Origin of the sequence: Ottowia sp. (assembly GCF_016703145.1) — a bacterium.
Lineage (GTDB): Bacteria > Pseudomonadota > Gammaproteobacteria > Burkholderiales > Burkholderiaceae_C > Ottowia.
Genome location: NZ_JADJCO010000005.1, coordinates 1,221,975 through 1,248,125 on the forward strand (window position 1 = coordinate 1,221,975; position 26,151 = coordinate 1,248,125).

At 70.5% G+C, this 26,151-nt stretch carries 16 protein-coding genes; 9 read left to right on the top strand and 7 right to left on the bottom strand.

Going from position 1 to position 26,151, the window contains the following annotated elements:
- Window positions 1-333 precede the first annotated feature (333 nt).
- Window positions 334-942 (top strand): response regulator transcription factor, encoded by a 609-nt coding sequence (locus tag IPG65_RS18805; protein WP_293192789.1) that lies wholly within the window; start codon window positions 334-336, stop codon window positions 940-942.
- Here IPG65_RS18805 and IPG65_RS18810 read toward each other — a convergent pair.
- From IPG65_RS18810 to IPG65_RS18820, 3 genes are all read right to left on the bottom strand, one after another.
- A complete protein-coding gene (locus IPG65_RS18810) occupies window positions 884-2,290 on the bottom strand; it encodes a HAMP domain-containing sensor histidine kinase (RefSeq protein ID WP_293192791.1) in 1,407 nt (468 codons plus the stop codon). The two genes, IPG65_RS18805 and IPG65_RS18810, sit on opposite strands and share 59 nt — an antisense overlap.
- Before the next feature lie 63 nt (window positions 2,291-2,353).
- Window positions 2,354-3,442 carry a chorismate synthase gene (gene aroC, locus IPG65_RS18815; protein WP_293192793.1) on the bottom strand — a complete coding sequence of 363 codons (1,089 nt, stop codon included), beginning with the start codon at window positions 3,440-3,442 and terminating at the stop codon, window positions 2,354-2,356.
- A 52-nt stretch (window positions 3,443-3,494) separates the two neighbouring features.
- Window positions 3,495-3,959: a CBS domain-containing protein gene (locus tag IPG65_RS18820; protein ID WP_293192795.1), complete on the bottom strand. Its 465-nt coding sequence runs from the start codon at window positions 3,957-3,959 to the stop codon at window positions 3,495-3,497.
- Window positions 3,960-4,032: 73 nt separating this feature from the next.
- Between IPG65_RS18820 and IPG65_RS18825 the strand changes: the two genes are divergently transcribed.
- Both IPG65_RS18825 and IPG65_RS18830 read left to right on the top strand, forming a co-directional pair.
- Window positions 4,033-5,343 carry an O-acetylhomoserine aminocarboxypropyltransferase gene (locus IPG65_RS18825; protein ID WP_293192797.1) on the top strand — a complete coding sequence of 437 codons (1,311 nt, stop codon included), beginning with the start codon at window positions 4,033-4,035 and terminating at the stop codon, window positions 5,341-5,343.
- Window positions 5,344-5,345: 2 nt separating this feature from the next.
- The gene (locus tag IPG65_RS18830; protein ID WP_293192799.1) at window positions 5,346-6,152 is read left to right on the top strand and encodes an alpha/beta hydrolase; all 807 of its coding nucleotides are present in this window, start codon (window positions 5,346-5,348) and stop codon (window positions 6,150-6,152) included.
- 57 nt (window positions 6,153-6,209) lie between these two features.
- Here the strand turns inward: IPG65_RS18830 and IPG65_RS18835 are convergent, their stop codons facing one another.
- A complete protein-coding gene (locus IPG65_RS18835; protein WP_293192801.1) occupies window positions 6,210-7,466 on the bottom strand; it encodes a YihY family inner membrane protein in 1,257 nt (418 codons plus the stop codon).
- Between the two features lie 22 nt (window positions 7,467-7,488).
- Here IPG65_RS18835 and IPG65_RS18840 point away from each other — a divergent pair, with 22 nt between their 5' ends.
- The 5 genes from IPG65_RS18840 (at window position 7,489) to IPG65_RS18860 (ending at window position 15,921) form a co-directional block, all read left to right on the top strand.
- Window positions 7,489-7,881, top strand: coding sequence for a DUF2069 domain-containing protein (locus tag IPG65_RS18840; RefSeq protein WP_293192803.1), 393 nt, complete (start codon window positions 7,489-7,491; stop codon window positions 7,879-7,881).
- Between the two features lie 699 nt (window positions 7,882-8,580).
- Window positions 8,581-12,318, top strand: a complete 3,738-nt coding sequence (locus IPG65_RS18845; RefSeq protein WP_293192805.1) for a hypothetical protein — start codon at window positions 8,581-8,583, stop codon at window positions 12,316-12,318.
- Complete coding sequence (locus IPG65_RS18850; protein ID WP_293192807.1) at window positions 12,234-12,791, top strand: SdrD B-like domain-containing protein; 558 nt, start codon at window positions 12,234-12,236, stop codon at window positions 12,789-12,791. Before IPG65_RS18845 ends, IPG65_RS18850 begins: the two co-directional genes overlap by 85 nt.
- A 163-nt stretch (window positions 12,792-12,954) precedes the next feature.
- Complete coding sequence (locus tag IPG65_RS18855; protein ID WP_293192809.1) at window positions 12,955-14,433, top strand: Fic family protein; 1,479 nt, start codon at window positions 12,955-12,957, stop codon at window positions 14,431-14,433.
- Window positions 14,434-14,499: 66 nt separating this feature from the next.
- Entirely contained in the window at window positions 14,500-15,921 is a 1,422-nt protein-coding gene (locus IPG65_RS18860) for an FAD-binding oxidoreductase (RefSeq protein ID WP_293192811.1), read from the top strand.
- Between the two features lie 15 nt (window positions 15,922-15,936).
- Here IPG65_RS18860 and IPG65_RS18865 read toward each other — a convergent pair whose 3' ends face one another.
- Together IPG65_RS18865 and IPG65_RS18870 are read right to left on the bottom strand one after the other, a co-directional pair.
- The gene (locus IPG65_RS18865; RefSeq protein WP_293192813.1) at window positions 15,937-17,481 is read right to left on the bottom strand and encodes an acetolactate synthase large subunit; all 1,545 of its coding nucleotides are present in this window, start codon (window positions 17,479-17,481) and stop codon (window positions 15,937-15,939) included.
- 100 nt (window positions 17,482-17,581) lie between these two features.
- Window positions 17,582-19,210, bottom strand: a complete 1,629-nt coding sequence (locus IPG65_RS18870; RefSeq protein WP_293192815.1) for a DEAD/DEAH box helicase — start codon at window positions 19,208-19,210, stop codon at window positions 17,582-17,584.
- Between the two features lie 442 nt (window positions 19,211-19,652).
- Between IPG65_RS18870 and fahA the strand changes: the two genes are divergently transcribed.
- Window positions 19,653-20,966, top strand: coding sequence for a fumarylacetoacetase (fahA, locus tag IPG65_RS18875; protein ID WP_293192817.1), 1,314 nt, complete (start codon window positions 19,653-19,655; stop codon window positions 20,964-20,966).
- Window positions 20,967-21,192: 226 nt separating this feature from the next.
- On the opposite strand, the gene IPG65_RS18880 is transcribed toward fahA, so the two are convergent.
- Window positions 21,193-25,383 carry a DUF748 domain-containing protein gene (locus tag IPG65_RS18880; RefSeq protein WP_293192819.1) on the bottom strand — a complete coding sequence of 1,397 codons (4,191 nt, stop codon included), beginning with the start codon at window positions 25,381-25,383 and terminating at the stop codon, window positions 21,193-21,195.
- Window positions 25,384-26,151 lie beyond the last annotated feature (768 nt).

Below are 26,151 nucleotides of genomic sequence, written 5' to 3' on the forward strand. Positions count from 1 at the left end.
AACAGCCTCGAAGTCGTTCTTGCCCAGGGTGAGCAGGGCCAGGTAGCACTTGATGATGTCGCTGTTGGCGATGCCGCCACGGGGTATGGGGATCGATCATGGCGGGCAGGTTGATGCGCTTGAACAGGCGCCCAACCAAGGCCAAACCGCCATGGCTGCTCAAATCGTAGGGCAACTTCTGACAACAAATTCCACCGGTTCAGCCATTTGCGCTTCCTTCACCTGCTGGGTGAACTCAAGATGTGGCCCAAGTGCTTGATTTCTATGGGGATTTACCCTAAACCCAGGAGCGAGGTCACGGATTCAGGAACATTACAGCCAGGGAGTTCGGCATTGGCAATCTACGTGATCGACGACCATCCCTTGATGCGCGAGGCGGTGGTCATGCTGCTGCGGCGGGTGCGCCCGGGCTCGGACGTGGTCGAGCTGTCGCAACTGTCCGAACTGGAGCGCGCCGTCGCCACGCACGGCGCGCCCGAGCTGTTCTGCCTTGACCTGAAGCTGCCCGACACCCTGGGCCTCTCCGGCGTGAGGCTGCTGCGCGGACGGTACCCCGACGTGCCGCTGGCGGTGATCTCCGCCACGCCCGCCGCCGACGTCGAGGAATGGTGCCGCGAATCGGGCGCCGACATCTACATCGAAAAATCCGCCGGCGCCAGCGAGATCGCCACCGCCCTGCGCGCCATGCTGCAGAGCGACAGCGAACTCGGCGAGCTGGACGACCCGGGCGAGTTCAAGCCCGACACCAAGCTGTCCAAGCGCCAGAAGCAATTGGTGGTGATGCTGGACGAAGGCCTGTCCAACCGCGACATCGCCGAGCGCCTGGGCATCAGCGAGCACACCGTCAAGGTGCACCTGTGGCGCCTGTTCCGCAGGCTGGGCGTCAAGAGCCGGACGCAGGCGCTGCACTTCGCGCGGATGAACGGCCTGCTGGGTCAGTGAGCACCTTGAACACCGAGCCGCGCCCCGGCTGGGAGCACATGGACACCGTGTAGCCCAGGCGGTCGGACAGCCGCTGCACGATGGCCAGCCCCAGGCCGAAGCCCTCCTCGGTGCCGTTCCGTGGCACCTTGTAGAACTCGCCGAAGACCCGCTGCTGCTCGTGGCTCGCGATGCCGATGCCGGTGTCCCACACCTCGAAGCTGACCGCCTCGCCCCTCCGGCGCGCCGCCACCAGCACGCCGCCGCGCGGGGTGTAGCGGATGGCGTTGGCCACCAGGTTGCCGACGATGCGCCGCAGCATGACCGGGTCCGCGGACAGCGTGACGTCGATGGCGCGCACGCGCAGCCGCAGACCCTTCTGCAGGGCCGTGGGCTGGTACTGCACCTCTAGTTCGCTCAGCAGCCGGCCCACGTCCACGGGCCGCGGGTCGGCGTCGAGGCGCCCCGTGTCCAGCCGCGCCAGGTCGAACAGCGAATCGAACAGGCCGTTGACCGCCTGGGCCGCCTGGGCGATCTTGGGGGCCAGCTCGTCCACCAGCATGGGCTCGGCGCTCAGCCACTCGGCGTAGATGCTCAGGGCGTTGACGGGCTGCTTGAGGTCGTGCGCGGCGCTCGCCAGGAAGCGGTCCTTGAAGCGCGCCGCCTCTTGCGCGGCGCGGGTCTGCTCGCGCAGGGACTGGATCAGGCGCTCGTTCTGGTAGCTCAGGTCGGCGCTGGCCTGGTACGTCTCGTGCAGGCGCTCGACGTGGCGGTGCATCAACCCCCAGTAGACGAGCAGCATACACGGCACCCAGAAATAATGCAGCCCGCTCGCCAGCGGCTCGTGATAGGGCAGCACCTCCTGCAGCAAGTTGCTGGCGATCAGGGTGAGGACGAAGGCGCGCAGGAACACGCGGGCGACGCCCAGGTGGGCCGATATCCAGGTGCTGACCATCAGCCCCGTGCCCAGCAACAGTATCCAGGACGTGGCCGTGGCCCACGACGGCATGTCCTCCAGGATGGTCAGCGGCCACAAGCCCAGCGCCGCCGCGTAGGTCCACCAGAACCAGCGGTGGCGCCGCAGGAACGCCAGTTGCGCGTCGGCGTCGGTCCACCCGGTCCCGGCCAGCCGGCGCCAACCGCGCAGCAGCCGCGCCCGCAGGACCAGCCCCAGCCCGGACAGCGGCACCACGGCCGCCCAGACCGGCAGCGGCGCGAAGCCCACCGCGAGCAGCGCCAGCACCACCCAGCCCCCCACCGCCAGCACCTGCGAATTCTTCAGGCCCCGCATCACCGTGGTCATGCTGGCCGCTTCGAGCCAGTCCGACTCGGTGCAGCGCGCGGTGGACTCCGAGTTCGGGCCAGGCATCTGTTTGCTATTGAAAATATATCTTCTGGCTCAACACTGGCACGGGTTACTGGCCGAAACGGCTCAGAAACCAGCCGGCACCGGCACGTCCGCGCACTGCGCACGGTGGCGCAGCGCGTGCTCCATCACCACCAGCGCCAGCAGCGCCTCGGCGATGGGCGTGGCGCGGATGCCCACGCAGGGGTCGTGGCGCCCCTTGGTGACCAGCTCCACCGCCTCGCCGGCGGTGTTGACCGACTGGCGTGGCACCAGGATCGAGCTGGTGGGCTTGATGGCGATGGCCACCTCCAGGTCCTGCCCGGTGCTGATGCCGCCCAGCACGCCGCCGTCGTGGTTGCTGGCAAAACCGCCGGGCGGACTGGGCCGCAGCGAATCGCCGTGCATGCTGCCCTTGTGCGCCGCGCTGGCGAAGCCGTCGCCGATCTCCACGCCCTTGACCGCGTTCAGCCCCATGAGCGCGTGGGCGATGTCGGCGTCCAGGCGGTCGTACAACGGCTCGCCCAGGCCCACCGGCACCCGCTGCGCCGTCACGCGCACGCGCGCGCCGCAGGAGTCGCCCGACTTGCGCAGCGCGTTCATGTAGTCCTCGATGGCCGACACGTCGGCCACCGGGGCGAAGAAAGGGTTGTCGGGCACGTGGTCCCAGCTCTCGAAGCCGATGGCCAGCTCGCCCACGTGCGTCATGCAGCCGCGGAAGGTGGTGCCGAACTTCTCCCGCAGCCACTTGCGCGCCACCGCGCCGGCGGCCACCGTGGGCGCCGTCAGCCGCGCCGACGAACGCCCGCCGCCGCGCGGGTCGCGCAGGCCGTACTTGCGCCAGTAGGTGTAGTCGGCGTGGCCGGGGCGGAAGGTCCGGGCGATCTCGCTGTAGTCCTTGCTGCGCTGGTCGGTGTTGCGGATCAGCAGGCAGATGGGCGTGCCGGTGGTCCGGCCCTCGTACACGCCCGAGAGAATCTCCACCTGGTCCGGCTCGTTGCGCTGGGTGACGAACTTGCTGGTGCCGGGGCGGCGGCGGTCCAGCTCGGGCTGGATGTCGGCCTCCGACAGCACCATGCCGGGCGGACAGCCGTCGATCACGCAGCCGATGGCCGGCCCGTGCGATTCGCCGAAATTGGTGACGGCAAACAGGTTGCCTAGGGTGTTGCCGCTCATGGCGCGCGATTATTCCAGAGCGGCACGCCCGCCCCGCCGCGCACGGCCTGCTTCAGGAAACGCCCGGCCCGCTCTGGCCGTCCTCGGCGGGCCAATCGCGGATGTAGGCCTTGAGCAGGCCGTTCTCGAAGTCCTGGCTGTCCACCACCGCCTTGGCCACGTCGTGGAAGCTGACCACGCCGACCAGTTCGCGGTTCTCGATCACCGGCAGGTAGCGCGCGTGGTGGCTCAGCATCATGCGCCGCACCTCGTCCAATTCGGTGGCGGGCGTGCAGATCAGCGGCCCGGAATCCATCACGCGGTACACCGACGCGCCGCCGAACTGCCCGCCGTTGCGCACCACGGCCTGGATCACCTCGCGGAACGTGAGCATGCCCACCACGCGGCCGTGCGACAGCACCACCAGCGAGCCGATGTCCTCGTCCGCCATCAGGCGAGCGGCGTCGGCCAGGCTGTCCTCGGGGGTGATGGTGTAGAGGGCCTGGCCCTTCAAACGCAGGATGTCGCTGACTTGCATGCTGGTGCTCCGCCGGGGAATATAGCCCACAAATCACCCACAATGGGCCCAGCCCAGCCCCCAAGGAAACCCCATGCCCGGCCACGCCGACCCCGGCTTCGACACCCTCGCGCTGCACGCCGGCAGCGGGCCCGACCCCGCCACCGGCGCGCGCGCGGTGCCCATCCACCTGACCACCTCCTTCGTCTTCGAATCGACCGATCACGCCGCAGCGCTGTTCAACCTGGAGCGCGCCGGCCATGTCTACAGCCGCATCAGCAACCCCACCACCGCCGTGCTGGAGCAGCGCGTGGCGGCGCTGGAAGGCGGCATCGGCGCCATCGCCACCGCCAGCGGCCAGGCCGCGCTGCACCTGGCCGTCGCCACGCTAATGGGCGCCGGCGGCCACGTCGTCGCCAGCACCGCCCTGTACGGCGGCAGCCAGAACCTGCTGCACTACACGCTGCGCCGCTTCGGCATCGAGACCACCTTCGTCGCGCCCGGCGACCTGGACGGCTGGCGCGCCGCCCTCCGCCCCGCCACGCGCCTGCTGTTCGGCGAGACGGTGGGCAACCCCGGCCTGGACGTGCTGGACATTCCCGCCGTGGCGCGGATCGCGCACGACGCCGGCGTGCCGCTGCTGGTGGATTCGACCTTCACCACGCCCTACCTGCTCAAGCCCTTCGACCACGGCGCCGACCTGGTCTACCACTCGGCCACCAAGTTCCTCTCCGGCCACGGCACCGTCATCGGCGGCGTGCTGGTGGACGCGGGCAGCTTCGACTGGGAGCGCTCGGGCAAGTTCGCCGAACTCACGCAGCCCTACGACGGCTTCCACGGCATGGTGTTCAGCGAGGAAAGCACCGTCGGCGCCTTCCTGCTGCGCGCGCGGCGCGAGGGGCTGCGCGACTTCGGCGCCTGCATGAGCCCGCACAGCGCCTGGCTGATCCTGCAGGGCATCGAGACGCTGCCGCTGCGCATGGAGCGGCACATCGCCAACACCGAGCGCGTGGTGCGCTTCCTGGCCGACCACCCCTTCGTCGCCCGCGTCGGCCACCCGCTGCTCGAATCGCACCCCAGCCACGCGCTGGCGGGCCGCCTGCTCAAGCACGGCGCGAAAGGGGCCGGCAGCGTGTTCAGCTTCGACATGAAAGGCTCGCGCGCGCAAGGCAAGGTCTTCATCGACAGCCTGCGGCTCTTCAGCCACCTGGCCAACGTGGGCGACTGCCGCAGCCTCGTCATCCACCCGGCCAGCACCACGCACTTCCGCATGAACGACGAGGCCCTGGCCGCCGCCGGCATCGGCCCCGGCACCATCCGCCTGTCGATCGGGCTGGAAGACCCCGACGACCTGATCGACGACCTCCAGCGCGCCCTGAAGGCGGCCGAGAAGGCGGGGGCCTGACCATGCGCCTGACCGTCCACGGCCACGACCTCTACGCCTACACCGGCGGGCGCCCCTTCGACCCCGCCCAGCCCACCGTGGTGTTCATCCACGGCGTGCTCAACGACCACGGCGTCTGGATCCTGCAAAGCCGCTACCTGGCCCACCACGGCTTCAACGTGCTGGCCATCGACCTGCCCGGCCACGGCCGCAGCGGCGGCGCGCCGCCGGCCAGCGTCGAAGCGGCGGCCGGCACGGTGCTGGCGCTGCTCGACGCCGCCGGCGTGCCCCGGGCCGCGCTGGTGGGGCACAGCTTCGGCTCGCTCATCGCGCTGGAGGCCGCCGCCCAGGCGCCCGGGCGCGTGACGCACCTGGCCCTGCTGGGCACCGCCTGCCCGATGAAGGTCTCCCCCACGCTGCTGGACAGTTCGCTCAACACGCCGGAAAAGGCCATCGCCCTGGTCAACACCTTCTCGCACTCCACCCTGGCGCCGCCGCCCTCGGCGCTGGGGCCGGGCACCTGGCTGTACGGCAGCTCGCGCGCGCTGATGCGGCGCGTGCTGGCCGGCAACGCCCAGGCCAACGTGTTCCACACCGGCTTCAAAGCCTGCGACGACTACGCCAACGGCGAGCAGGCCATGGCGGCCGTGCAATGCCCGACGCTGTTCGTCATCGGCCGGCACGACCAGATGACGCCGCCCCGGTCCGCCCGCGCGCTGGCGCGGCTCGCGCGGCAGGGCCGCACCGTGGAGGTGGACGCCGGCCACGCGCTGATGAGCGAGGCGCCCGACGCGGTGCTGTTCGCGCTGCGGGACTTCCTGGCCGCTTAGCCGGGCGGCGCCTTTGCTTCATGTTTGATAGCTTATAGCCCAATATCCACGCAGGCTTCAGGCCGATTTGTCTTGAGATTCTTCCTCGGGCGGAAGAATGTCCGCCAGCAGCAGATCGGCCAGCGGCTTGCGGCGCCAGGCGCCGTCCAGCTTGCGGTCCGACGCCAGCAGCAGCCGGGCCATCAGCGGCGCCAGCGGCGTCAGCGCGGGGTCGGCCAGCAGCACGTGGCGCGGCTCCTCGTTGCCGGCGGAGGTGGCCAGTTGGCCCACCCAGTCCAGCGACCCCAGCACCGCCATCACCGGGCTGAGCTGCAGCGTGTCCACCTTCAGCCAGCGCGCCAGTTGCGGCAGCGTCAGCCCGCGCGTGCGCGTGCGGCGCACGCGCGCCAGCGCCTGCAGCACCTCGCTGGCCAGCAGGAAGTCCCAGCCCGGCCCGCCGCCGCGCCGCGCCACGCCGGACAGCAGGCTGGGCAGGTAGGCCGCGATCACGGCGCCGAACAGCACGATCAGCCACGACACGTAGATCCACAACAGCAGGATCGGCACCGTGGCGAAGGTGCCGTAGATCATCGAATAGGTGGGAATGCTGGCCAGGTACCAGCTCAGCACCTGCCGCGCCAGCGCCAGCCCCAGGGCCACGAACACGCCGCCGGCCAGCGCGTGCTTCCACTTCACCGGCGTGTTGGGCACGAAGCGGTACAGCAGCGCCAGCCCGCCGGCCATCAGCGCGAACTGCAGCACGCCCAGGGCGAAGTCCACCCCGCCCGGCAGATCGGGCAGCCAGCCGCGCGAGTGCGTGACCAGGTAGGACGTGATCGCCAGGCTGGCGCCCATCACCAGCGGCCCCAGCGTCAGCGCCGCCCAGTACACCAGCACGCGCTGGCCCAGCGGACGCTGGGCGCGCACGCGCCAGATGTCGTTGAGCGTGTGGTCGATGGTCATCACCAGCGACACGGCGGTGAACGTCAGCGCCGCGAAACCCGCCAGGCCGAGCTGGCTGGCCTGGCTGGCGAACTGCGTGAGGTAGTCCATCACGTTGCTGGCGATGCCCTTGGGGATCAGGCTGGCCACCAGGTACTGCTCCAGCGCGTCCTGCAGGCGCCCGAAGATCGGGAACGCCGTGAACACCGACAGCACCACGGCGAAGAACGGCACCAGCGCCAGCGTGGTGGTGAAGGTGAGCGAGCTGGCCGTCAGGCCCAGCCGGTCCTGCTGGAAGCGCTCCCACAGCGTGGCGGCGGTGGGCAGCACGGGGAAGTCCGTCACGCCCGTGACGAAGTCGCGCAGCCGGGCCCGAAGCGCGGTGAGATTCATGCCCGTATGATGCCATCGCCCCATGTCCGACACCCCCGCCGCCACGCCCTCGCCCGCCGTCCGCGCCACGCGCGCCGCCGCCGTGCTGGGCCTGCTGGCGCTCATCGCGCTGGGGCTGGCGTGGGAGCTTTGGCTGGCGCCGCTGCGGCCCGGCGGCTCATGGTGGGCGCTCAAGGTGCTGCCGCTGCTGCCGGCGCTGCCCGGCCTGCTGCGCTATCGCATGCTCACCTACCGCTGGGTGGCGCTGCTGGTGTGGCTGTACTTCACCGAGGGCGCGGTGCGCGCGGCCGGCGATGCGCCGCCCTCCTCCTGGCTGGCGCTGGCACAGGTGGCGCTGGTGCTGGCGCTGTTCGCCGCCTGCACCGCGCACGTGCGGCTACGGTTGCGGCAGACGCGGGCGGCGCGCCCTTCCTGACCGCCGGACACCGCCCCGTGCTGCCAGTCCATGCAGCCCGGCGATGCGCCATGGCGAGGCCGAGATCACGGCGGCGATGAGCGATTCGCAGCCCTGCATGGCCATTGCATATCACTGGATAGCGTGAGCGCGTGACTTGAAAACAACGCATCGAATGATCCTGCATCAAGAAAATGCCGCGCCGTCATGTCTCACCGCGCTCCCGAATAATTAAGTCAAAAGCACACAGTTTCTTAAAAACCGAACGCCGAGATCGCGCGGCGTACGCAAGGGCCGCGCTGATCTTGGGGGGCCGTGGCCGGCGACGTGAACGCCCGGGCCACGCACTTCTCCACCCTCTGGCGACCGCCTTCGCCGACACGCTGGGGAGCACGACCCCATCGGCATGGAAGCGGTGCCACCGGGCATGGCAACGGCAGGCCGCGTGAACCCGTGCAAACGTCACGCTCGGCGGCCATTGGTCCACGGCTCCTGTTGCCATGTGTTTCGAATCCATGATAATGCACGTGAATTTTGACAATCTTCTTGTAATAATGACCGCGAAAAGGGGATAACTGTGTTTTTATTCAGTAAGTTTGATAAAATCGGCCATCGGCCATCGGCCATCGGCCATCGGCCATCGGCCATCGGCCATCGGCCATCGGCCATCTAAGTCCTAGTCCCAGGCTCCGCGCCAGTCTCGCTCTCCTGCTCGGCGCCTTGCTGGGCACCGCCCCCGCCTTCGCGGGGGTCATCCAGTTCAACTACGGCATGCTGGCCTCGGGCTCGGCGCCCTTCAGCGGCGTCCCCTTCGTGGCGGGCCAAGACCCTGGCGAGGGCGATCAGTACGTCCGCACCTTCGATACCGTCGATTACCGCGTTGGCTATTCGCTCGCGCCCGCGGCGGCCAACCGGGTGCTCACGGTGTCGATGGGCACCGCCACCTTGCCGGGCGGCTACGCCGGACCGGCCCTGACGCCGGCCCAGATCGCGTTCTTCCGCGTCACCGATCTGCCGGTCGACGCCAACGGCTGCAAGAACATCAGCGCCACGCCCGTGCCGGCGCCCACCCCAGGCACCACGCCCACGCAGTCCGGCATCACCGCCGACGGCCAGACCATCGTCTGCGTGCAGCCCGACTCGGGCAGCGCCAGCACGCTCAGCTTCCGCGCCACCGTGGGCGGCGCGGTGCCGGGCGGCACCACCATCGCGCCGCCCACCATCACGCTGTGGTCCGCCGGGAATGCGCCGCAGTCCAGCCCCACGGTGCTGACCGACGCCAACGCCCAGCCGCCGCGGTACGGTAGTCCCACACTCACCGTGTCGGCCGCGCCGCGCTGGGTGGTGGACAAGCGGCCTTCCCAGTCGGCCAACGCCCGCTTCATTCCCGGCTCGGGCCCGGCCGGACAAGACGGCTACGTCGTCGGCTTTCACATCGGGGTCAAGGCCGTGGGCTCGCGCAAGGGCCTGGAGGCGCTGCAACCGGACTGGAGTTTCGCTGACGACTTCAGCAGCGGTGGTGCTTATCCCAATTCCCAGTTGGTGACCTGGGACATCGTCAACGACTACGCCAATATCCGCATGGGAGCAGGCGTTGAACCGGCCCAGCAAAATGCCTGCGGAGACTATCGCGGTCAACTGAGCTTTGCCAGCAACGCATTCGACAATGGCTTTTATCTGGCGAACGATGTTGGCAACACCGCCAGCTTGGCGAGCATCGCAGTGGCGCGCGGCGGTGTGTGCGGCAGCGCCAGCGTGGACAACATCCTCAAGGCGGCCAGCTTCAACGTCACCAACACCGATTTCTCGCTTGCTCACTTTCCCACCCAGGGTGGCAGCGGCGGCGCAACCTTGGTGAATACCAGCGACCCCGATGCCGCCTCCAACGAATGGTGGGTGGCCAACAAGACGGTGCTGGTGTGGATGCCGGTGACGGATCTGGCCCCGGGCCAAGCCTACCAGTTGACGAACCGCGCCACTCTGCGGGGCAAGACGCTGACGGGTGGCGACTACACCAGCCCAGTGGCCCAGGCTATAGCGCGTTTCGAGCACGACGTCCGCGGCGGTTTCAGCAAGATCTACACCAACTTGGGCGCTTGGCTATCCACCGACTTGACCGCCGCCGGCATCGACATCTTGCCGGCCGATCCCAATCAATCAGGCGACGCATGGATCAATCAGGTCGCACCGGGCCAGAGGCTGGCGGCGCGGACAAACATGGTAGCAAGGGCGCAGAGTTTCAACGCGGGTTATGTGTGCGAGAAGATCGACAACGCCCGGCTGAGCTTTGCCGACTTTCGCTTGATCCAGCCGAACGGGCCCCCCGGGCGTTTTCGCCAGCATGCGGGCACGGGCATCTTGACGTGGGCCACTGCAGGGGATCCTGATTTCACCTTGAACTGGCAGCTGGGCGTGGGCGGCATGGGCACCAGCGGCAACGGTTGGGTCAGCCACAGCAGTGTCACTGGTGAATATCCGGTGGCGGGGGTGGGCAATCCCCTGACGGTTGGGGCCAACGCGGGCACCCAAGCCACCGCCGGGTGCGATGATGCCGATAACGCCGAGTGGTATAGCTCCATCGCCGCGCTGGAAACCGCTGGCTACACTTTGGCCGACGTGACACGCGTGCGCGGCCGGTACGAGCAGTTTCCCGCCGGCGGCGCGATGCAGTCCTACATTCCCTTGCAGGTCAGAACCAACTACCGCCACGCCACGACCGACCTGGTGCGGCAAAACTCCAACGCCAACCCACCCATCACCACGGTGACACATGCAGTCGGCGATGACACGCTGGAGTCGATCAGCCCCAACCAGGCGTTCTGGCAGGGTGAAACCGGCGTCGGCGACCCACTCCGCCATTCCGATGCGCTGCGCATCACCCGCACCGAATACGTGGGCATCACCAAGACCGCGCTGGCGCCTTACAACTTGCCTGGCGGGCTGGTCAACCGCGCCTCGGCCGTCACCTACCGCCTGGTGGTCAACGCCACCAGCAGCACCGACGCGCATTCCAACCACATCACGGTCTGGGACGTGCTGCCAGAACATGTGGCGTTGCGGCCCGGCAGCTCCAGCTTTGGCGGCACGCCGATCGCCGACCCGGTGTGCGCGGCGACCGGCGTGACGCCGGCCAGCGGGCCGTTCGCGCCCGGCTCGGTGGCTGCAGGCTTCCAGGCGTGCAGTTGGACGCTGTCAAACCTCAACTTCGTCAAGGCGCCCATCGGCGACGCCAGCGGTAACCAGCTTCCGCTGGAGTTCACGGCCGTGGTGTCACCCACGGCGCCCACCGGCATCACCTTGCTCAATACCTCGGTGGCTGATTCGCCGCTGAACCGCCGCTTCGTCGCGCGCTACGAAGGGCCCACCCAGGGTTTTCAGTGCGGCGCGCCACAGCCCGGCATCAGTGGACAGGTCGGCTCGTGCAGCGTCGGTAACTTCAGCCTGCGCATCTCCAGCGATTCCGGCCTGGTGATCGACAAAGCCGTGAGCGCGGGCGCGGTGCCGGCCAACACGGGCTTCGAGTACGTGCTCAGCTACACGGCCGTGGGCAACCCGCTGAACGACGTGCGCCTGCTCGACGTGCTGCCTTACGCCAGCGGCGATGCGCGCGGCAGCGCTTACGCGGGCACCTTGCGCCTGGCTGGCCCCATCGCCGCGCCCGTGGCTGAACCTGGCGCCGTGGCGGATGCCGCCATGGCGGTGCGCTACACCAGCAATGCGCCGGGCGACATCCACCGCGATCCTTACCACGCCGGGCACAACCTGGTGGGCACGGGCACCAACTCTGCCCTCGGCACCAACTGGTGTACCTCGGCGCAGTTCGGGGAGGCCAACTGTCCGGTCGATGCGGGCGCGGCCACCGCCATCCTGGCGCGGCCCCTGGGCAGCGCCCAGATGCCGGCCGGGGGCAGCTATCGCCTGCACGTGCCGGTGCTGGCGGCGGGCAATGCCCAGGGCAACGTGTACTGGAACGACTTCATCGCCGATTCGTCCAGCCTGCAGGCGCGCCGGCCCAGCTCGAACCTGGTGCAAACGCGCGTGGTGATGCCCGACCTGGTGCTGGGCAAGACGGCCGCGCCGGGGGAGCTGAAGCACGGGGAGACGGCGGTGTTCACCATCCGCGTGGCCAACAACACGGGTGAGGACATGGGTGCCATCCTGGCCAACCCCGCGCCGACCATCGTGATGACCGATCCGATGCCGGCTGGCCTGCTGGCGCAACTGCCGGCGACGGGCACCGACTGGAACTGCGGCGCCTCGACGCCGGCCGAGGTGCGCTGCCAGTACACCGGCGCGCTGCCGATCCTGCCGGGCGCCCAAGTGGGGGGCGACATCACCGTCACCGCCCTGGCCACGCCCGCGCCGCCACTGGCGTGCGGCTGGACAACTGCGCCGGCGTGGGTCTGTCGGGACAGGCCGAGGCGAGCACCGGCAACAACGGCGGCTGCGCGGGGGTGACGGTGAGCGCGGTGGAGGGGCTGGCGGTGTCGGGCCGGGTGTATGAGGAGAAGAGCGGCAACACGACCGATGATGGCAACGCCACCGACCCCGGCATCGCGGGCACGAGCGTGCGGCTGGTGTGCACCAACCCTGCGTTCGACCAGAGCACCACCACGGACGCCGAGGGCGGCTACAGCTTCACCGGGCTGCAGTCGGGCGCGCAATGCACGCTGACGGAGACGCAGCCCAGCGGCTACACCAACGCCTACAACACGCCGGGGGTGGGCGGCACCGGCCAGACGGGGGACAGCGGCACGGGCGACAGCACCATCACCCTGACGATGGGGACGGTGGATTCCACCGGCAACAACTTCGCCGAGAAGCGCACGGCTGCGGCGCCGACGCCGGTGCCGGTGATGGGCTGGCCGGGGCTGGCGCTGCTGGCGCTGCTGCTGGGGCTGTTCGGCGCGCGCCGGCGCATGGCCGCCTGAGCGCGGGACCAGCGGTCCTTGGGAGAAGCGAGCCTGCGGGCTCGCTTTTTTTGTGGGCAGCAGCAGGTGTGAGCTTTCCGGGGAACAGCCGCGCGGCCCGGCAAAAAAAAACCGAGGTGAATGGTCAATAATGAAAAAAACCTGACCCCGCTGAAAAAAAACGATGGACTGCATCGGATACGAATGGCTGCGCCGAAGCTTGGACCTGACGGCCTTCGAAGTCCGTCACCCAGCCCGGGTGCGCCCGGTCACGCGGGTGCTGCCGGGAGACGGCCTGCTGGCCGTGCCCGCGCACGTGGCGCCTCAGGGCGACGATCCGCTTGAGCATGTGCTTTTCGCGCTCAAGCACGAGGGCGTCGATCTGCAGGTGCTCGCGCAGGCCCTGCCGAGGGTCGAGGCCGAGCGGCTGGCAGCGGTGCTGGCGCAGACCCCCAATGGCCAGTACATCCGCGTCGCCTGTTTTCTGTGGGAACGTTTCACCGGCCGGATGCTGCCCTCGAACGCGCGGATCGGCGGGCGCTACGTAGAGGTCTTCGATCCGGAGCGCTACGTCACCGGGCCCGCGCGGCGCGATCCGCGGTGGCGGGTGAGCTTCAATGGGCTGGGCACCTTGCACTATTGCGCGACGGTGCGTCGAACGCCCGCCATCCGGGAGGGCATGGCCTCGGACATCCTGGGCCGGTCGCAGGACTTTGCCGCCAGCCTCGGCCCGGCCATGCTGGACCGGGCGCTGGCATGGGCTTATCTTCATGAAACCGAGGATTCCTATGCCATCGAGAACGAGCGGCCCGGCGAGGACAGGGCCCGCGCATTCGTGCAACTGCTCCAGCAGGCACACGAGCGCAAGCCGCTGACCGAGGAGTACCTGGCCGAACTGCAGTCCTCGACGGTCACGAATCCGTTCGACAAGGCGGTGCAGTTCCGCACCGGGCAGAACTGGCTGCGCGGCCCTGGACGAGGCGCCATGGGCGTGTCTTACGTGCCGCCCGGGCCGGATCTGGCGGCCGAATTGATGCAGGAACTGATGATGTTCGCCAATGAAACGCCCGGGCACGTCGATCCCATCGTCGCGGCCAGCGTGGCGTCGTTCGGACTGGTGTTCATCCACCCGTTCATGGATGGCAATGGGCGCCTCTCGCGTTTCGTGTTCCATCAGGCGCTGTGCAACTCGGGTCGGCTGGCCAAGGGCTTCCTGCTGCCGGTGTCGGTGGCGATGAAGCGTCACGAGGCCGACTATCTGGCGGCGCTTCAGTCCTTTTCGCGGCCGGCGCGCGAGCGGGTGCAGGTCACCTGGATCGACGAAGGTGAGTATCGGTTCCGGTTCGTGGCCGGTGACGCCATCTTCCGCTACTGGGATGCAACGGCCTGTGCCGAATTCGGCTTTCGCATGGCCGCCCAGGCGCTGGACGTGGAACTGAAGCAGGAAACCCGGTTCCTGTCGCGCTACGACGAGGTGGTTCGCCGCGTCAACGAGCGGGCCGACCTGCGCGGCAGCGACCTGGGCACGCTGGCGATGATCTGCCTGGACAACGATGGCACCATCTCCCACAGGAAGCGCAAGCGCTTCGCGGATCGCGTGCCGGAGGGTGTGTTCGATCTCATCGAGTCCACGGTGCGCGATGTGCTGGCGGCGACGCCATAGAAGCCTGTATCCCTCATGGATTCTTGGCCAACAGCTCCTGAAGAGATAGCAAACAGAGGTTCCGAGATGACCGACCGCCCCGCCCTGCTCGACGCCCTGCGCGCCATCGTCGGCGCGCCGCACGTGCTCGCCGAGGGCGATTTGTCCGCCTACGAGCAGGACTGGCGCCGCCGCGCCCATGGCCGCGCGCTGGCGGTGGTGCGGCCCGCCGGCACGGCCGAGGTCGCTGCCGTGGTGCTGGCCTGCGCGGCGCAAGGCGTGGCCATCGTGCCGCAGGGCGGCAACACGGGGCTGGCCGTGGGTGGCGTGCCCGACGGCAGCGGCACGCAGGTGGTGCTGAGCCTGCGCCGCATGGACGCGGTGCGCGCCATCGATGGCGCCAACCTGACGCTGACGGTGGAGGCCGGCTGCATCCTGCAGAACCTGCAGGACGTGGCGCAAGGCGCGGGCTACCTCTTTCCGCTCAGCCTGGCGGCCGAGGGCAGCTGCACCATCGGCGGCAACCTGGCCACCAACGCCGGCGGCACGCAGGTGGTGCGCTACGGCAACGCGCGCGAACTGTGCCTGGGGCTGGAAGTGGTCACCGCGCAGGGCGAGGTGTGGGACGGCCTGACCGGCCTGCGCAAGGACAACACCGGCTACGACCTGCGCGACCTGTTCATCGGCAGCGAGGGCACGCTGGGCGTGATCACCGCCGCGACGATGAAGCTGCACCCCCTGCCCGCCGCGCGCCTGACGGCCTGGGCCGCCGTGCCGTCGATGCAGGCGGCGGTCGATCTGCTGGGGCTGGCGCACCGCCACCTGGGCGCGGGGCTGACGGGCTTCGAGGTGATGGGCCGGTTCGCCCTGTCGCTGGTGGACCGGCACTACCCGCAGCTGCGCGTGCCGCTGTTCAGGGATTCGCCGTGGTGTGTATTGCTGGAAAACTCCGACCACGAGAGCGAGGCGCATGCGCGCACTCAGTTCGAGCGCCTGCTGGAAGCGGCGCTGGAGGCTGGCTGCGTCACCGACGCCGTGGTGGCCGAAAGCCTGGCGCAGGCCGCGCAGTTGTGGCACATCCGCGAGAGCATTCCGCTGGCGCAGGCCGAGGAAGGACTGAACATCAAGCACGACATCAGCGTGCCGATCGCGCGCATTCCCGCCTTCGTGGCCGAGACCGACGCGCTGCTGGAGCGCGAAGTCCCCGGCGTGCGGCTGGTGGACTTTGGCCACCTGGGCGACGGCAACCTGCACTACAACGTGCAGGCGCCCGAGGGCGGCGACGCGCGCGCCTTCCTGCAAAACGAGGAGGAGCGCATCAACACCCTGGTGTTCGACGCCGTGGCGCGGCACCACGGCTCGATCAGCGCCGAGCACGGCATCGGCAGCCTGAAGGCCACCAAGCTGCCGCGCTACAAGTCGCCGGTGGCGCTGGGGATGATGCGGGCGATCAAGGGCGCGCTGGACCCGCGGGGGATCATGAATCCGGGGCGGGTGCTGGCGGAGTGACCGCGCGGCGCGCCGTCAGATCATCGCCTCGATGAGGCGCGGCCCGCGCCCCTGCATCGCCGAGGCGTACTGCGCGGCGAATTCCTCGGCCGTGGTCGCCCGGCTGGCCTCCATGCCCATGCCTTCGGCGATGCGGACCCAGTTCATCTCGGGGTTGTGCAGGTCGAGCATGGACAGCGCCTTGGGCCCCGCGCCCTCGGCGCCGACGCGCTGCAGCTCGATGTTGAGGATGGCGTAGGAGCGGTTGGCGTAGATCACGGTGGTGACGTCGAGGTTCTCGCGCACGATCGTCCACAGCGCCTGCAGCGTGTAGGCGGCGCTGCCGTCGCCGTACGGGCAGATTACCTTGCGCCCCGGCGCGGCGATGGCGGCGCCCACGGCCACCGGCAGGCTCTGGCCGATGGAGCCGCCGGTGAGCGCCAGGTGCGTGTAGGGGCGCCCGGTGGCCAGGCTCAGGGCCAGCGGGCGGCCGGAGGTGTTGGCTTCCTCGGCGAAGATGGCGTCGTCGGGGGTCAGCGCGGCGATGATCTGGCCGATGCTGCGCGGGCTCAGTGCGCCGGTGGGCAACTCGGGCAAGCGCAGCGGCACGCGCGCGGCGGGCTGCGGCGGCGCGCCGACGGCGTCGGCCAGCGCGCGCAGGGCGCCCGCGCCGTCCTCGTGCGGGTGGGCCAGGGGGACGATCTCGCACGTCTCGGGCGTGCACCAGCTCGGCTTGCCCGGATAGGCGAAGAAGGACACGGGCGGGTTGCTGCCGACGAGGATGAGCTGATCCAGACCTTGCAGGAACTCGACGATCTGCTCGGCGAAGTAGGGAATGCGCTCGATCGGCACGCGGCCCGCGCCCAGCTCGGTCTGGGGCGCGAAGGTGTCGCACAGCAGCCGCGCGCCGGTTCTGGCCTGGATGCGGCCGGCCGCCTCCAGGCCCTCGCCCAGCAGCGCCTTGCCGCGCAGCAGCAGGGCCGTCTTTTTGCCGTTGGAGACGCGCGCGGCGATCTGCTCGACGACGTCGGCGGCGACCGGGGCCGGCCCGATGTCGGCCAGCGGCTGGGCGGGATGGAAGGCCGGCTCCCAGGCCGTGTCGGCCGGCAGGATCAGGGTGGCGATGCCGCCGGGCGCGGCGCGCGCGGCCTGCACGGCGCGCGCGGTGTCGGCCGCCACGTTGCGCGCGCTGGTCGAGCTGTGGACCCAGCTCGACACCGGGCGGGCGAAGCCGGCGACGTCGGAGGCCAGCGGCGCGTCGTAGCGCGCGTGGTGGGTGGCGTGGTCGCCCACCACGTTGACGATGGGCGTGGCGGCGCGGCGCGCGTTGTGCAGGTTGGCCAGCCCGTTGGCGAGGCCCGGACCCAGGTGCAGCAGCGTGGCTGCAGGCTTGCCGGCGATGCGGCCGTAGCCGTCGGCGGCGCCGGTCACCACGCCCTCGAACAGGCAGAGCACGGCGCGCAGGCCGGGCGCGCTGTCGAGCGCGGCGACGAAGTGCATCTCCGACGTGCCGGGGTTGGCGAAGCAGACCTCGACGCCGCAGTTGACCAGCGTTTTCGTCAGCGATTGGGCACCGTTCATGGGAAGCGTCTCCTCGGTTTCTGGACCTTGGATGTTAGAGCTTCCCGGCGGTGATCACTCCAGGCCGGCGACCGCGGGGCCGCCGGCCGGGCGCGCGGTCTCAGCGCCCCGGCGTGTAGGCCTTGGCGCGAGGACCGGTGCCGCGCGCGGCGCGCTCATGTGGCGCCTGGCGACTATCTTTTTGATAGCTTCCGGCGCTTTTCCCATGCGGGCTAAAGGCCGATTTGTCCTTGAAACTGGGTTTGAAGCCGCTGCCCGCCAGCTTGGGGCCGCGGCGCGGCTCGTCCTGGCGCGGGCCGCTGCCGCGCCGCGCGGGGCCGGCGCGGCGGCCGAACGCGGCCTCGGTGATGGGCGGGAAGTGGCGCGTCGGCTCCAGGCCCTCGATCATCAGGGGCTTGAAGGGCTGCTGGGTGTAGGCCTCGATGTCGGACAGGCGGCGGCGGTCGCGGATCTCGGCCAGGGTCACGGCCAGCCCCTCGCGGCCGGCGCGGCCAGTGCGGCCGATGCGGTGGGTATAGTCCTCGGCCTTCATGGGCAGGCCGAAGTTGATGACGTGCGTGATGGTGGGCACGTCGATGCCGCGCGCGGCGACGTCGGTGGCCACCAGGATCTGCACCTTGCCTTCGCGCAGCGCCATCAGGCGCCGGTTGCGCATGCCCTGGCTCAGCGCGCCGTGCAGCGCCACGGAGGAGAAGCCGGCCTGCTGCAGCTCGATGGCCAGCTCGTCGCACTCGATCTGGGTGCAGGCGAAGACGATGGCCTGGCCGATGGCCGGGTCGCGCAGCCAGTAGTCAAGCAGGCGGCGCTTGTGGTCGGGGGTGTCGGCCCAGTACAGCTCCTGGCGGATGTGGGTGTGGCGCTCCTGCGGCGAATCGACCTGCAGCCGCTGCGCCCGCGCGCCGCCCTCGTGCATGACGCGCAGGGCCAGTTGCTGGATGCGCGGCGCGAAGGTGGCCGAGAACATCATGGTCTGGCGCCGGGCGCGGGTGAGCTGGTGGATGGCCTCCAGGTCGTCGGCGAAGCCGAGGTCGAGCATGCGGTCGGCCTCGTCCACCACCAGGAAGCGCACCTGGTCGAGCACGATCTGCCCGCCGCGCTGCAGGTCGAGCAGGCGGCCGGGCGTGGCAACGACGAGGTCGGCGTTCTGCAGCCGGGCGATCTGCTGCTGGTAGGGCATGCCGCCGACGATGGTGGCGATGCGCAGGCCGCGGCAGTGCTTGACCAGGTCGATGGCGTCGCTGGCCACCTGCTGCGCCAGCTCGCGCGTGGGGCACAGCACCAGCGCGCCGGGCACGGCGGGCTTGAAGTGGCGCGCATCCAGCGGGCTCTTGCGGCGCGGGCGCTTCGGGGCCGGCTCGCCCTTGGCCAGGGCCTCGGCCACCTTGGCGTCCCACTCGGCCTTCTCGCGCCCGGCCTCCTCGGCGCGCAGGCCGAGCAGTGTGTGCAGCACGGGCAGCAGGAACGCCGCCGTCTTGCCGCTGCCGGTCTGGCTGGACACCATCAGGTCGGTGAAACCGCCGGCCTGCGGCGCCAGCGCCAGCGGGATGGCGCGCTGCTGCACGGCCGTGGGCGCGGCGAAGCCCAGGTCGGCGACGGCGGCCAGCAGCTCGGGCGCGAGGCCCAGGGCGGCGAAGGGGTTGGGGGCGGCCGGCGCGTCCAGGGCCTGGAGGGCGGCGGGTTGCAGGGTCTCGTCCAGCGCCAATGCGCTGCTTTCCTCGAAGGAGGCCATTTCGGTTTCTCGCTTTCTGCGTCCGCGCGCAGCCGAAAGCCGGCGGCGCGAGCGCGGTCACATGGCGGACGCGGCGGCGCCCTGGGGTTTCATGAATCGACACCCACCATCTGACCCAAGCGGGCGCTGTCTTTGCCACAGGGGCGAAAGGCCAGTGCCTGAACACAGCCGCCGCGGGTTTTATGGCAAACCACGGCGCTGGAGACAAGGCCGGCGCCCAGGAAGGGCGGCGGCATGCAAGAAAGAAGGAAGATGCGGCTGGGGAAATCTCGCGCCGGCCCGCCGGCCCACTGCGCGAAGCCTGCGATTATCGCACGCGGCTGCTTTTCGTGCAGGGCGGACGCAAGGCGCCGGTCTGCGGGAGCCCCGCGCCGGACGCCCAACCCGCCGCCCGGCGTCGGCTATGCTCGATCGCGCGCACCCAGAAAAAGGAAGCCCCGCCATGCCCCTGCTGAATGAAACGCACGACCCCGGCCTGACGAGCTGGGTCGCCTCCGCCAACGACGGCCGCACCGACTTCCCCATCCAGAACCTGCCGTTCGCCGTGTTCCGCCGCCAGGGCAGCGGCGAGGCCTGGCGCGGCGGCGTGGCCATCGGCGACCGGATCGTGGACCTGGCCGCCGCCGTGGCGGCCGGCGTGTTCACGGACGAGGCGCTGGCGCCGGCCCGGGCGGCGGCCGGTAGCACGCTCAACGACCTGATGGGTTTAGGACCCAAGTCCGCGTCCGCATTGCGCCATGCGCTATCAAAAGGATTGCGAACCGGCGCCACCGAGGAAGCCGCCCTGAGCGCCTGCCTGGTGCCCCAGGCGCAGGCCGAGTACCAGGTGCCCGCGCGTATCGGCGACTACACCGACTTCTACACCTCGGTGCACCACGCCACCAACATCGGCAAGCAGTTCCGCCCCGACAACCCGCTGCTGCCCAACTACAAGTGGGTGCCCATCGGTTACCACGGGCGCTCGTCCAGCATCGGTGTGTCGGGCCAGTCGTTCCGACGCCCGCACGGCCAGGCCAAGGCGCCCGACGCCGACGCACCCGTGGTGCGCCCCAGCCAGCGCATGGACATCGAGTTGGAGATGGGCGTGTTCATCGGCGCGGGCAACGCGCTGGGCGAGCCGGTCGGCATCGGCGAGGCCGAATCGCGCATCTTCGGCCTGGTGCTGCTCAACGACTGGTCGGCGCGCGACATCCAGCCCTGGGAATACCAGCCGTTGGGCCCCTTCCTGGCCAAGAACTTCGCCACCACCGTCTCGCCCTGGGTGGTGACGCTGGAGGCGCTGGCGCCCTTCCGCGCGCCCTTCACCCGCCCCGAGAACGATCCGCAGCCCCTGCCCTACCTGAGCAGCGATGCCAACCGCGCCGAGGGCGGGCTGGACATCCAGCTCGAAGCGCTGATCCAGACCCCGGTGATGCGCGAGCAGGGCGCCGCCCCGGCGCGCCTGGCCCTCACCAACTACCGCCACGCCTACTGGACGGCGGCGCAGATGGTGACGCACCACACCGTCAATGGCTGCAACCTGCAGCCGGGCGACCTGCTGGGCACCGGCACCCTGTCCGGCCCCACGCTGGACCAGGCCTGCGCGCTGATCGAGCTGACCTGCGGCGGCAAGCACCCCATCGCGCTGCCCAACGGCGAGCAGCGCGCCTGGCTGGAGGACGGCGACACCGTGGTGCTGCGCGGCTGGTGTGAGCGGCCCGGCGCCACGCGCATCGGCTTCGGGGAGTGCGTGGGGACGGTGTTGCCGGCGGTGTGATTGCTTTTGTTTTGCCAGCATCTGGCGATTGGTGGAGGGGTGCTGGAGGCCGGTTTGACTTAGGAAACTTGGCTTGTGGTGGATGGGCTGTTGGCCGGGATGTGCGCCCGGCGGCGCACCTACTTTTCTTTGCTTTCTTGCGCGTGCAAGAAAGTAGGTCGCCCGCCGGGGCGAATTCCCGGCCAACAGCGCCTCCAACAAAAAGGCCCGACGCCCCCCAGGCCCTTCAGCGCGCAGTCAAATTCAGCTCGGCGCCCGGCGACCAGGCCCTGCCCGCGGCACTGGCGGTACTGGCCGGCGCGCTGGCCGCGTCGGTACTGGCGGCGGCGGCACCGGTGCGCGCGGCGCCGAGGAACAGGCGCTCGGCCGGCAGGTTCTTGCCCGCCAGGTAGTCCTTGACGGCCACGCCGCGCTGCACGGCGAGCCGGCGCATGGCGTCCTCGTCCACGTCGATGTGCGCCATCAGCAGCGACTCCATCTCGGCCACGGGCAGGTCGCGCGGAAAGCCGATGGCGTTGCGCGGCTTGCCGGGGATGTCGGCGCGACGGTACAGGCGCTTGAGCAGCTCGGGGTATTCGGCGTCCGTCACGGCCACGACAGGAGTTTCAGCTTCGAAAACCGATCCAGCCAGCGCGGATGCTGCGCCAGTAGCTCCTGAAACAGGAGCATTCGTGTCCCCCACCGCATCCGGCGCCGAGGCGACGGCGGCCGGCGCGGCGCCGCGCTTTTCGGCCGCCACCAGCGCCCGCAGGCGCTCGCGCCGATAGCCCTCGCGCTCGGGCGCCAGGCGGGCGGTGCCGGCGACGGTCAGCTTGAGCTGCGGGCGGTCGGCCAGCGCCTTGGCCACCTTGTCGAGCTGCTCGCGCGCCTTGTCGCCCAGCCGCGCGCTGCCGGGCTCGAAGGCCACGTGGGCCATGTCGTCCCCGCCGCCGCCCAGCGCCCGCGCCAGCAGGGTGAAGGGCGCGGTGATGGCCTTGCCGATCAGGTTGATGATGGCCTTGACGATGATCGGCCCGATCGAGAACTGCGGGTCGTTCAGCGAGCCGCTGATGGGCAGGTCGAGGTCGATCACGCCGCGGCTGTCGGCCAGCAGCGCGGTGGCCAGCCGCACCGGCAGGCTGGCGGGCGCGCCGGCCACGGGTTCGCCGAATTCGAGCTGGTTCAGCACCAGCTTGTTGCTGGCCGTCAGGCGCCCGTCGGGCTCGACCTTGTAGGCCACGTCCATGCTGAGCTTGCCGCGCTCGATGCCGTGGCCGGCGTACTTGACCGAGTACGGCGACAGCGGGGGCAGCTCCAGATCGGTGACCTTGGCCTGGATGTCCAGCGCCAGCGGGTCGGCCAGCGGGTTGAGCCGGCCGGCCACGTCGAGCGCGGCGGAGCCCTCGGCGCGGCCGGTGAGCTTCAGCTCGGCCATCTGCGGCGCGCCGCCCGGCGCCACCGAGGCGAAGGCGCCCAGGGTGCCGTTCAGCTCGCTCAAGTTGGCCGAGTAGTTGGGGCGGATGAAGCGGTCGGAGAAGTCGATGCGCCCGCTCGCCAGCCGCGTCGGGCCGAAGCGGAAGACCGGCGCCATGGGATCTGCCTTCCTGGCTGCAGCCGGTGTCCCGCTTGCGCCGGCTGCTCCTGACACCGCAGCGTCGGCATTGCCCTCGCCCGCCGCTGGCTGGCCGCCGGGGGGCGCGCCGGCCGCAGCCGGCGGCGGTGCGCCAGCGGCGGCGCCCTCCTCCGACTTGACCACGTCCTGCAGGTTGATGCGGCCGTTGGGATGGATGACGAGGCGGGCGTAGAAGTCGGACAGCAGCGTGTCCTTGACCTCGACCTGGGGCGCCTGGCCGGGCTCCAGACGCACGTCCAGGCCGGCCAGGCGGAGCTGCTTCCAGCTCAGCAGCTCTTCGCCCAGGCTGGCGCGCACGCCCGCGCCCCCCGGCGCCAGCGGCGCGCGCGAGGCCGCGGGGGCGCGGGCGGCGGCCACGGGCGCCGTGGCGTCGCCGGCGCTGGCGGCGGTGCCGGGCCGGCTGTGGGTGCGCAGCTCTTCCACCCGGGCGTCGCCGGCGAGGCGGGCGCGCGGCCCCTGCGCGGTCTGCGTGAAGGCGAGCTGGCCCTTGAAGCTGGCGTCGGCGCGCAGAATGTCCGCGTTGAGCGCCTCGCCGAAGTACGGCTCGAACACGTGCACCGGCAGCCGCTCGGCCTCGACCGCGCCCTGCGCGGCCAGCGGCTCCAGGCCGACGCTGCCGCGCCAGGACAGGCGCCCCGGCTCGCCCCGCGCCCGCCCGCCGGGGCCGATGCGCGCCGACAGGCTGACGGGCATGGGCTGGCGGCCGGCCAGGTCGATCTTCTGGGCTTGCACCTGCACCTGCGTCAGCTCGGCCTGCACGGGCTTGGCCGGGGTGCTGTCGCGCCAGCCGATGGTGCCGCCGCTCAGGGCCAGGTCGTTCACCACCACCTTCCAGGGGAAGTCGGCCTGAGGGCCGCCGGGCGCGGACTTCCCGGCGGCGGGCTTGGGCGGTGCGGCGGTCGCGGCGGCGGCGGGCTGGCGCAGCCAGTGCTCGGCCATCCAGCGCTGGTCGGCGCCGCGCTCGACGGCCAGGCGCGGCGCGCGCACGCCGAGCTGGCCGACGGTGACGGCGCGCGTGCGCAGGTCGACCAGCACGTCGGCCAGCTCGACGCGCTCGATGCTGGCCAGGGGCTCGCCGCGGCGCGGCGCGGCGGCCCTGCCCGGCCCGGCCGGCGCGGCGCCATCGCCAGCCAGCATCAGCCGACTCAGCACCAGCCGCTCGGCGGCGACCTTCAGCTCGGGCGGCAGGTCGCGCGCCTTGGGCGGCGCCCACTGCAGGCCGACGTGGGCGTCCAGCGCGCCGGTCAGGCGCGGCACCAGGTAGGGCGACAGGTAGGGGCCGGCCAGCGCCAGCGGCACGCCGGCCACGCGAGCGTTGACCTCGGCCTGCCGCGCGCTGGCGCTGCCCTGGAATTCGAGCGTGGGCGCGCCCGCGCCGGGCGCCGGCGCGGCGGCCGAGGCCACGGCCACTGGCGCGGCGCGCCGGGCGCGCCGGGCCGGCGCCGGGGCGGTCTCGGGCAGCGGCGGCGTCAGGCCCTCGGTGCCGGCCAGCGCGGCCGAGCCGCTGAAGCTCATCGGCTGCGTCAGCGGGTAGGCGACGGACGCGGCGGCCAGTTCCAGCGCGTTCAGGCGGACCACGGCGGCGGGCGCGTCGGCGCCGGCGGTGCTCTCGTCGGTGAAGTCCAGCGTGCCGCCATGGACGGCCAGCTTGTCGATGGCCAGCGCAAACGCGGGGGCGGCCGGCGCCCCGCTGGCGGCGGCGCTGGCGCGCGAGGCGGCCGGCGCGGCGGATTTACCGTCAGATCGGCCGCCAGCCCGTTCTGAATCTTCGCCATCAGCTATTTTTTCAGTAGCATCCGGCGGGGGCAGCAGGTTGATCTGCCCGTCCTTGCCGCGCCGCACGGCGATGCGCGGGCCGGTCAGCTCCAGCGAGGCCAGGTGCAGCTTGCGCTCCAGGGGGCGGGCCTCGGCCAGGTGCAGCTTCAGCGCGTCGAAGGCCAGCGCGTCGGCGCCCTGGGCATCGACGGACTGCAGGCCGGTCACCGCCAGCGTGCCGTCGATGCGCAGCGAGGGCTGGGGCGTCTGCTCGAAGCCCAGGCGCAGGTCGGCATCGACCATGGCCGCCTGCAGCCGCACCGGCAGGCCGGCGGGCAGGTAGCCCAGGTAAGGCTTCAGATCCAACCCGCTCAGGCGCAAGGTCGCGTCGGTGTGGCGCGAGTCGGCGAAGGGCAGCGCCTGCGCGCGCGAGTCGAACCGGCTGCCGTTGGCGGCAAAGGCCAGTTGCGGTTGCACCCTGACCTCGCGCGCCGAGGGCAGGTTGCTGATGAAGGGCAGGCTCAGGTGCAGGTCCGCCACCTCGTGCCGGCGGCCAACCGCCTGGTCGTCGAACTCGACGCGCCCGTCCCGCAGGTCGATGTTGTAGAGCGCGAAGCGCGCCGGCTCGCCCTCGTCCTTGGGCTGCGGGCGCGCCGCCAGCCGGGCCAGGATGTCGTCCACGTCGTAGTGGCCGCCACCCTGGTGCGCGAGGCGCAGCACGGGCGCATCGACCTGCACCGCGTCGATCACCGGCGCCAGCCGGAAGACCGACTGCAGCGCCGCGTCGGCGTACAAGCGCCGGGCGCTGAACAGCGGCGGCGCTTCGCCCAGGCCGGCGATGGAGACGTCGCTGAGAGTCAGCTCCAGCGTCCAGGGCTTGAACTCCACCGCGCCGATGCGCACGGCGCGGCCCAGCTGTTCGCTGGCGATCTTCTCGCCCTGCCACTTCAGCAGCGGCGGCACCGCCAGCCAGCCCACGGCCCACAGGCCCAGCACGCCGGCGGCGCCCCAGATGGCGCGGCGCGCCCAGCGATGGGGCGGCAGGCGCACCCACCGGCGCGGCCCGGACGACGGAGAGGCTGGGCTGCGCCGGGGCGAATCAGGGGACTGCGATTGGCCGGACATGTTGGATCGGGATTGTCGCCCCTGCCCGGCGGCGGCGGCCGCGGCGCGGCGGCGGCAAGGCAACAGATCGCAAACAATTTTCACGCGCCAGGCACCGCGTGCCATGAGAAAGCCCGGCGTTCGGGCCTGAGGCCTGAGCGCCGGGCTGGGTGGCAGTGCGACAAAAGCGTCCTCGTCTGCCTTGGTCCGCAAGTCGGAAAGCGCGTTGTTTCCGGCTGCGGGGAAGGCAATGATTGCCTTCTTCAAAAAGGCTGGAGGCGGCCCCATTCGCTGTATCGCTACAGCCGACGGGTGCCTATCAACCCAATGCCCGAGTAGCTCGGACGCCTTCACTTTAAGGGCACCGGGGCTGCGGCGCCAGCCATGAAATTCAATCCCGCGACCCGCCCGCATTGGCACGATCAATCACGCCGTGGGCACCGCGCTGCGCGGCGCGGCGGGCCTCGCTCGGGCGCTCCCAAGGCCCGAGCAGACGCCGGCGCGCCGACTCCGCTTATATGAAAAATAGAATTTGCACTCCAAAAATTAGGATTGACCGCGCATTAGAACGCCTCCTAAAATCCACTGTTCCGTCAAAAAATACTGGGAAACCCTGATTCCCTGCCGATCACGGCAAGCCGCGTTGCGAGGAGTGGAGAGACAAGCGCCCGATGTCACAGGCGCCGCGACGCAAGCCATCGACTGACCCTCAAG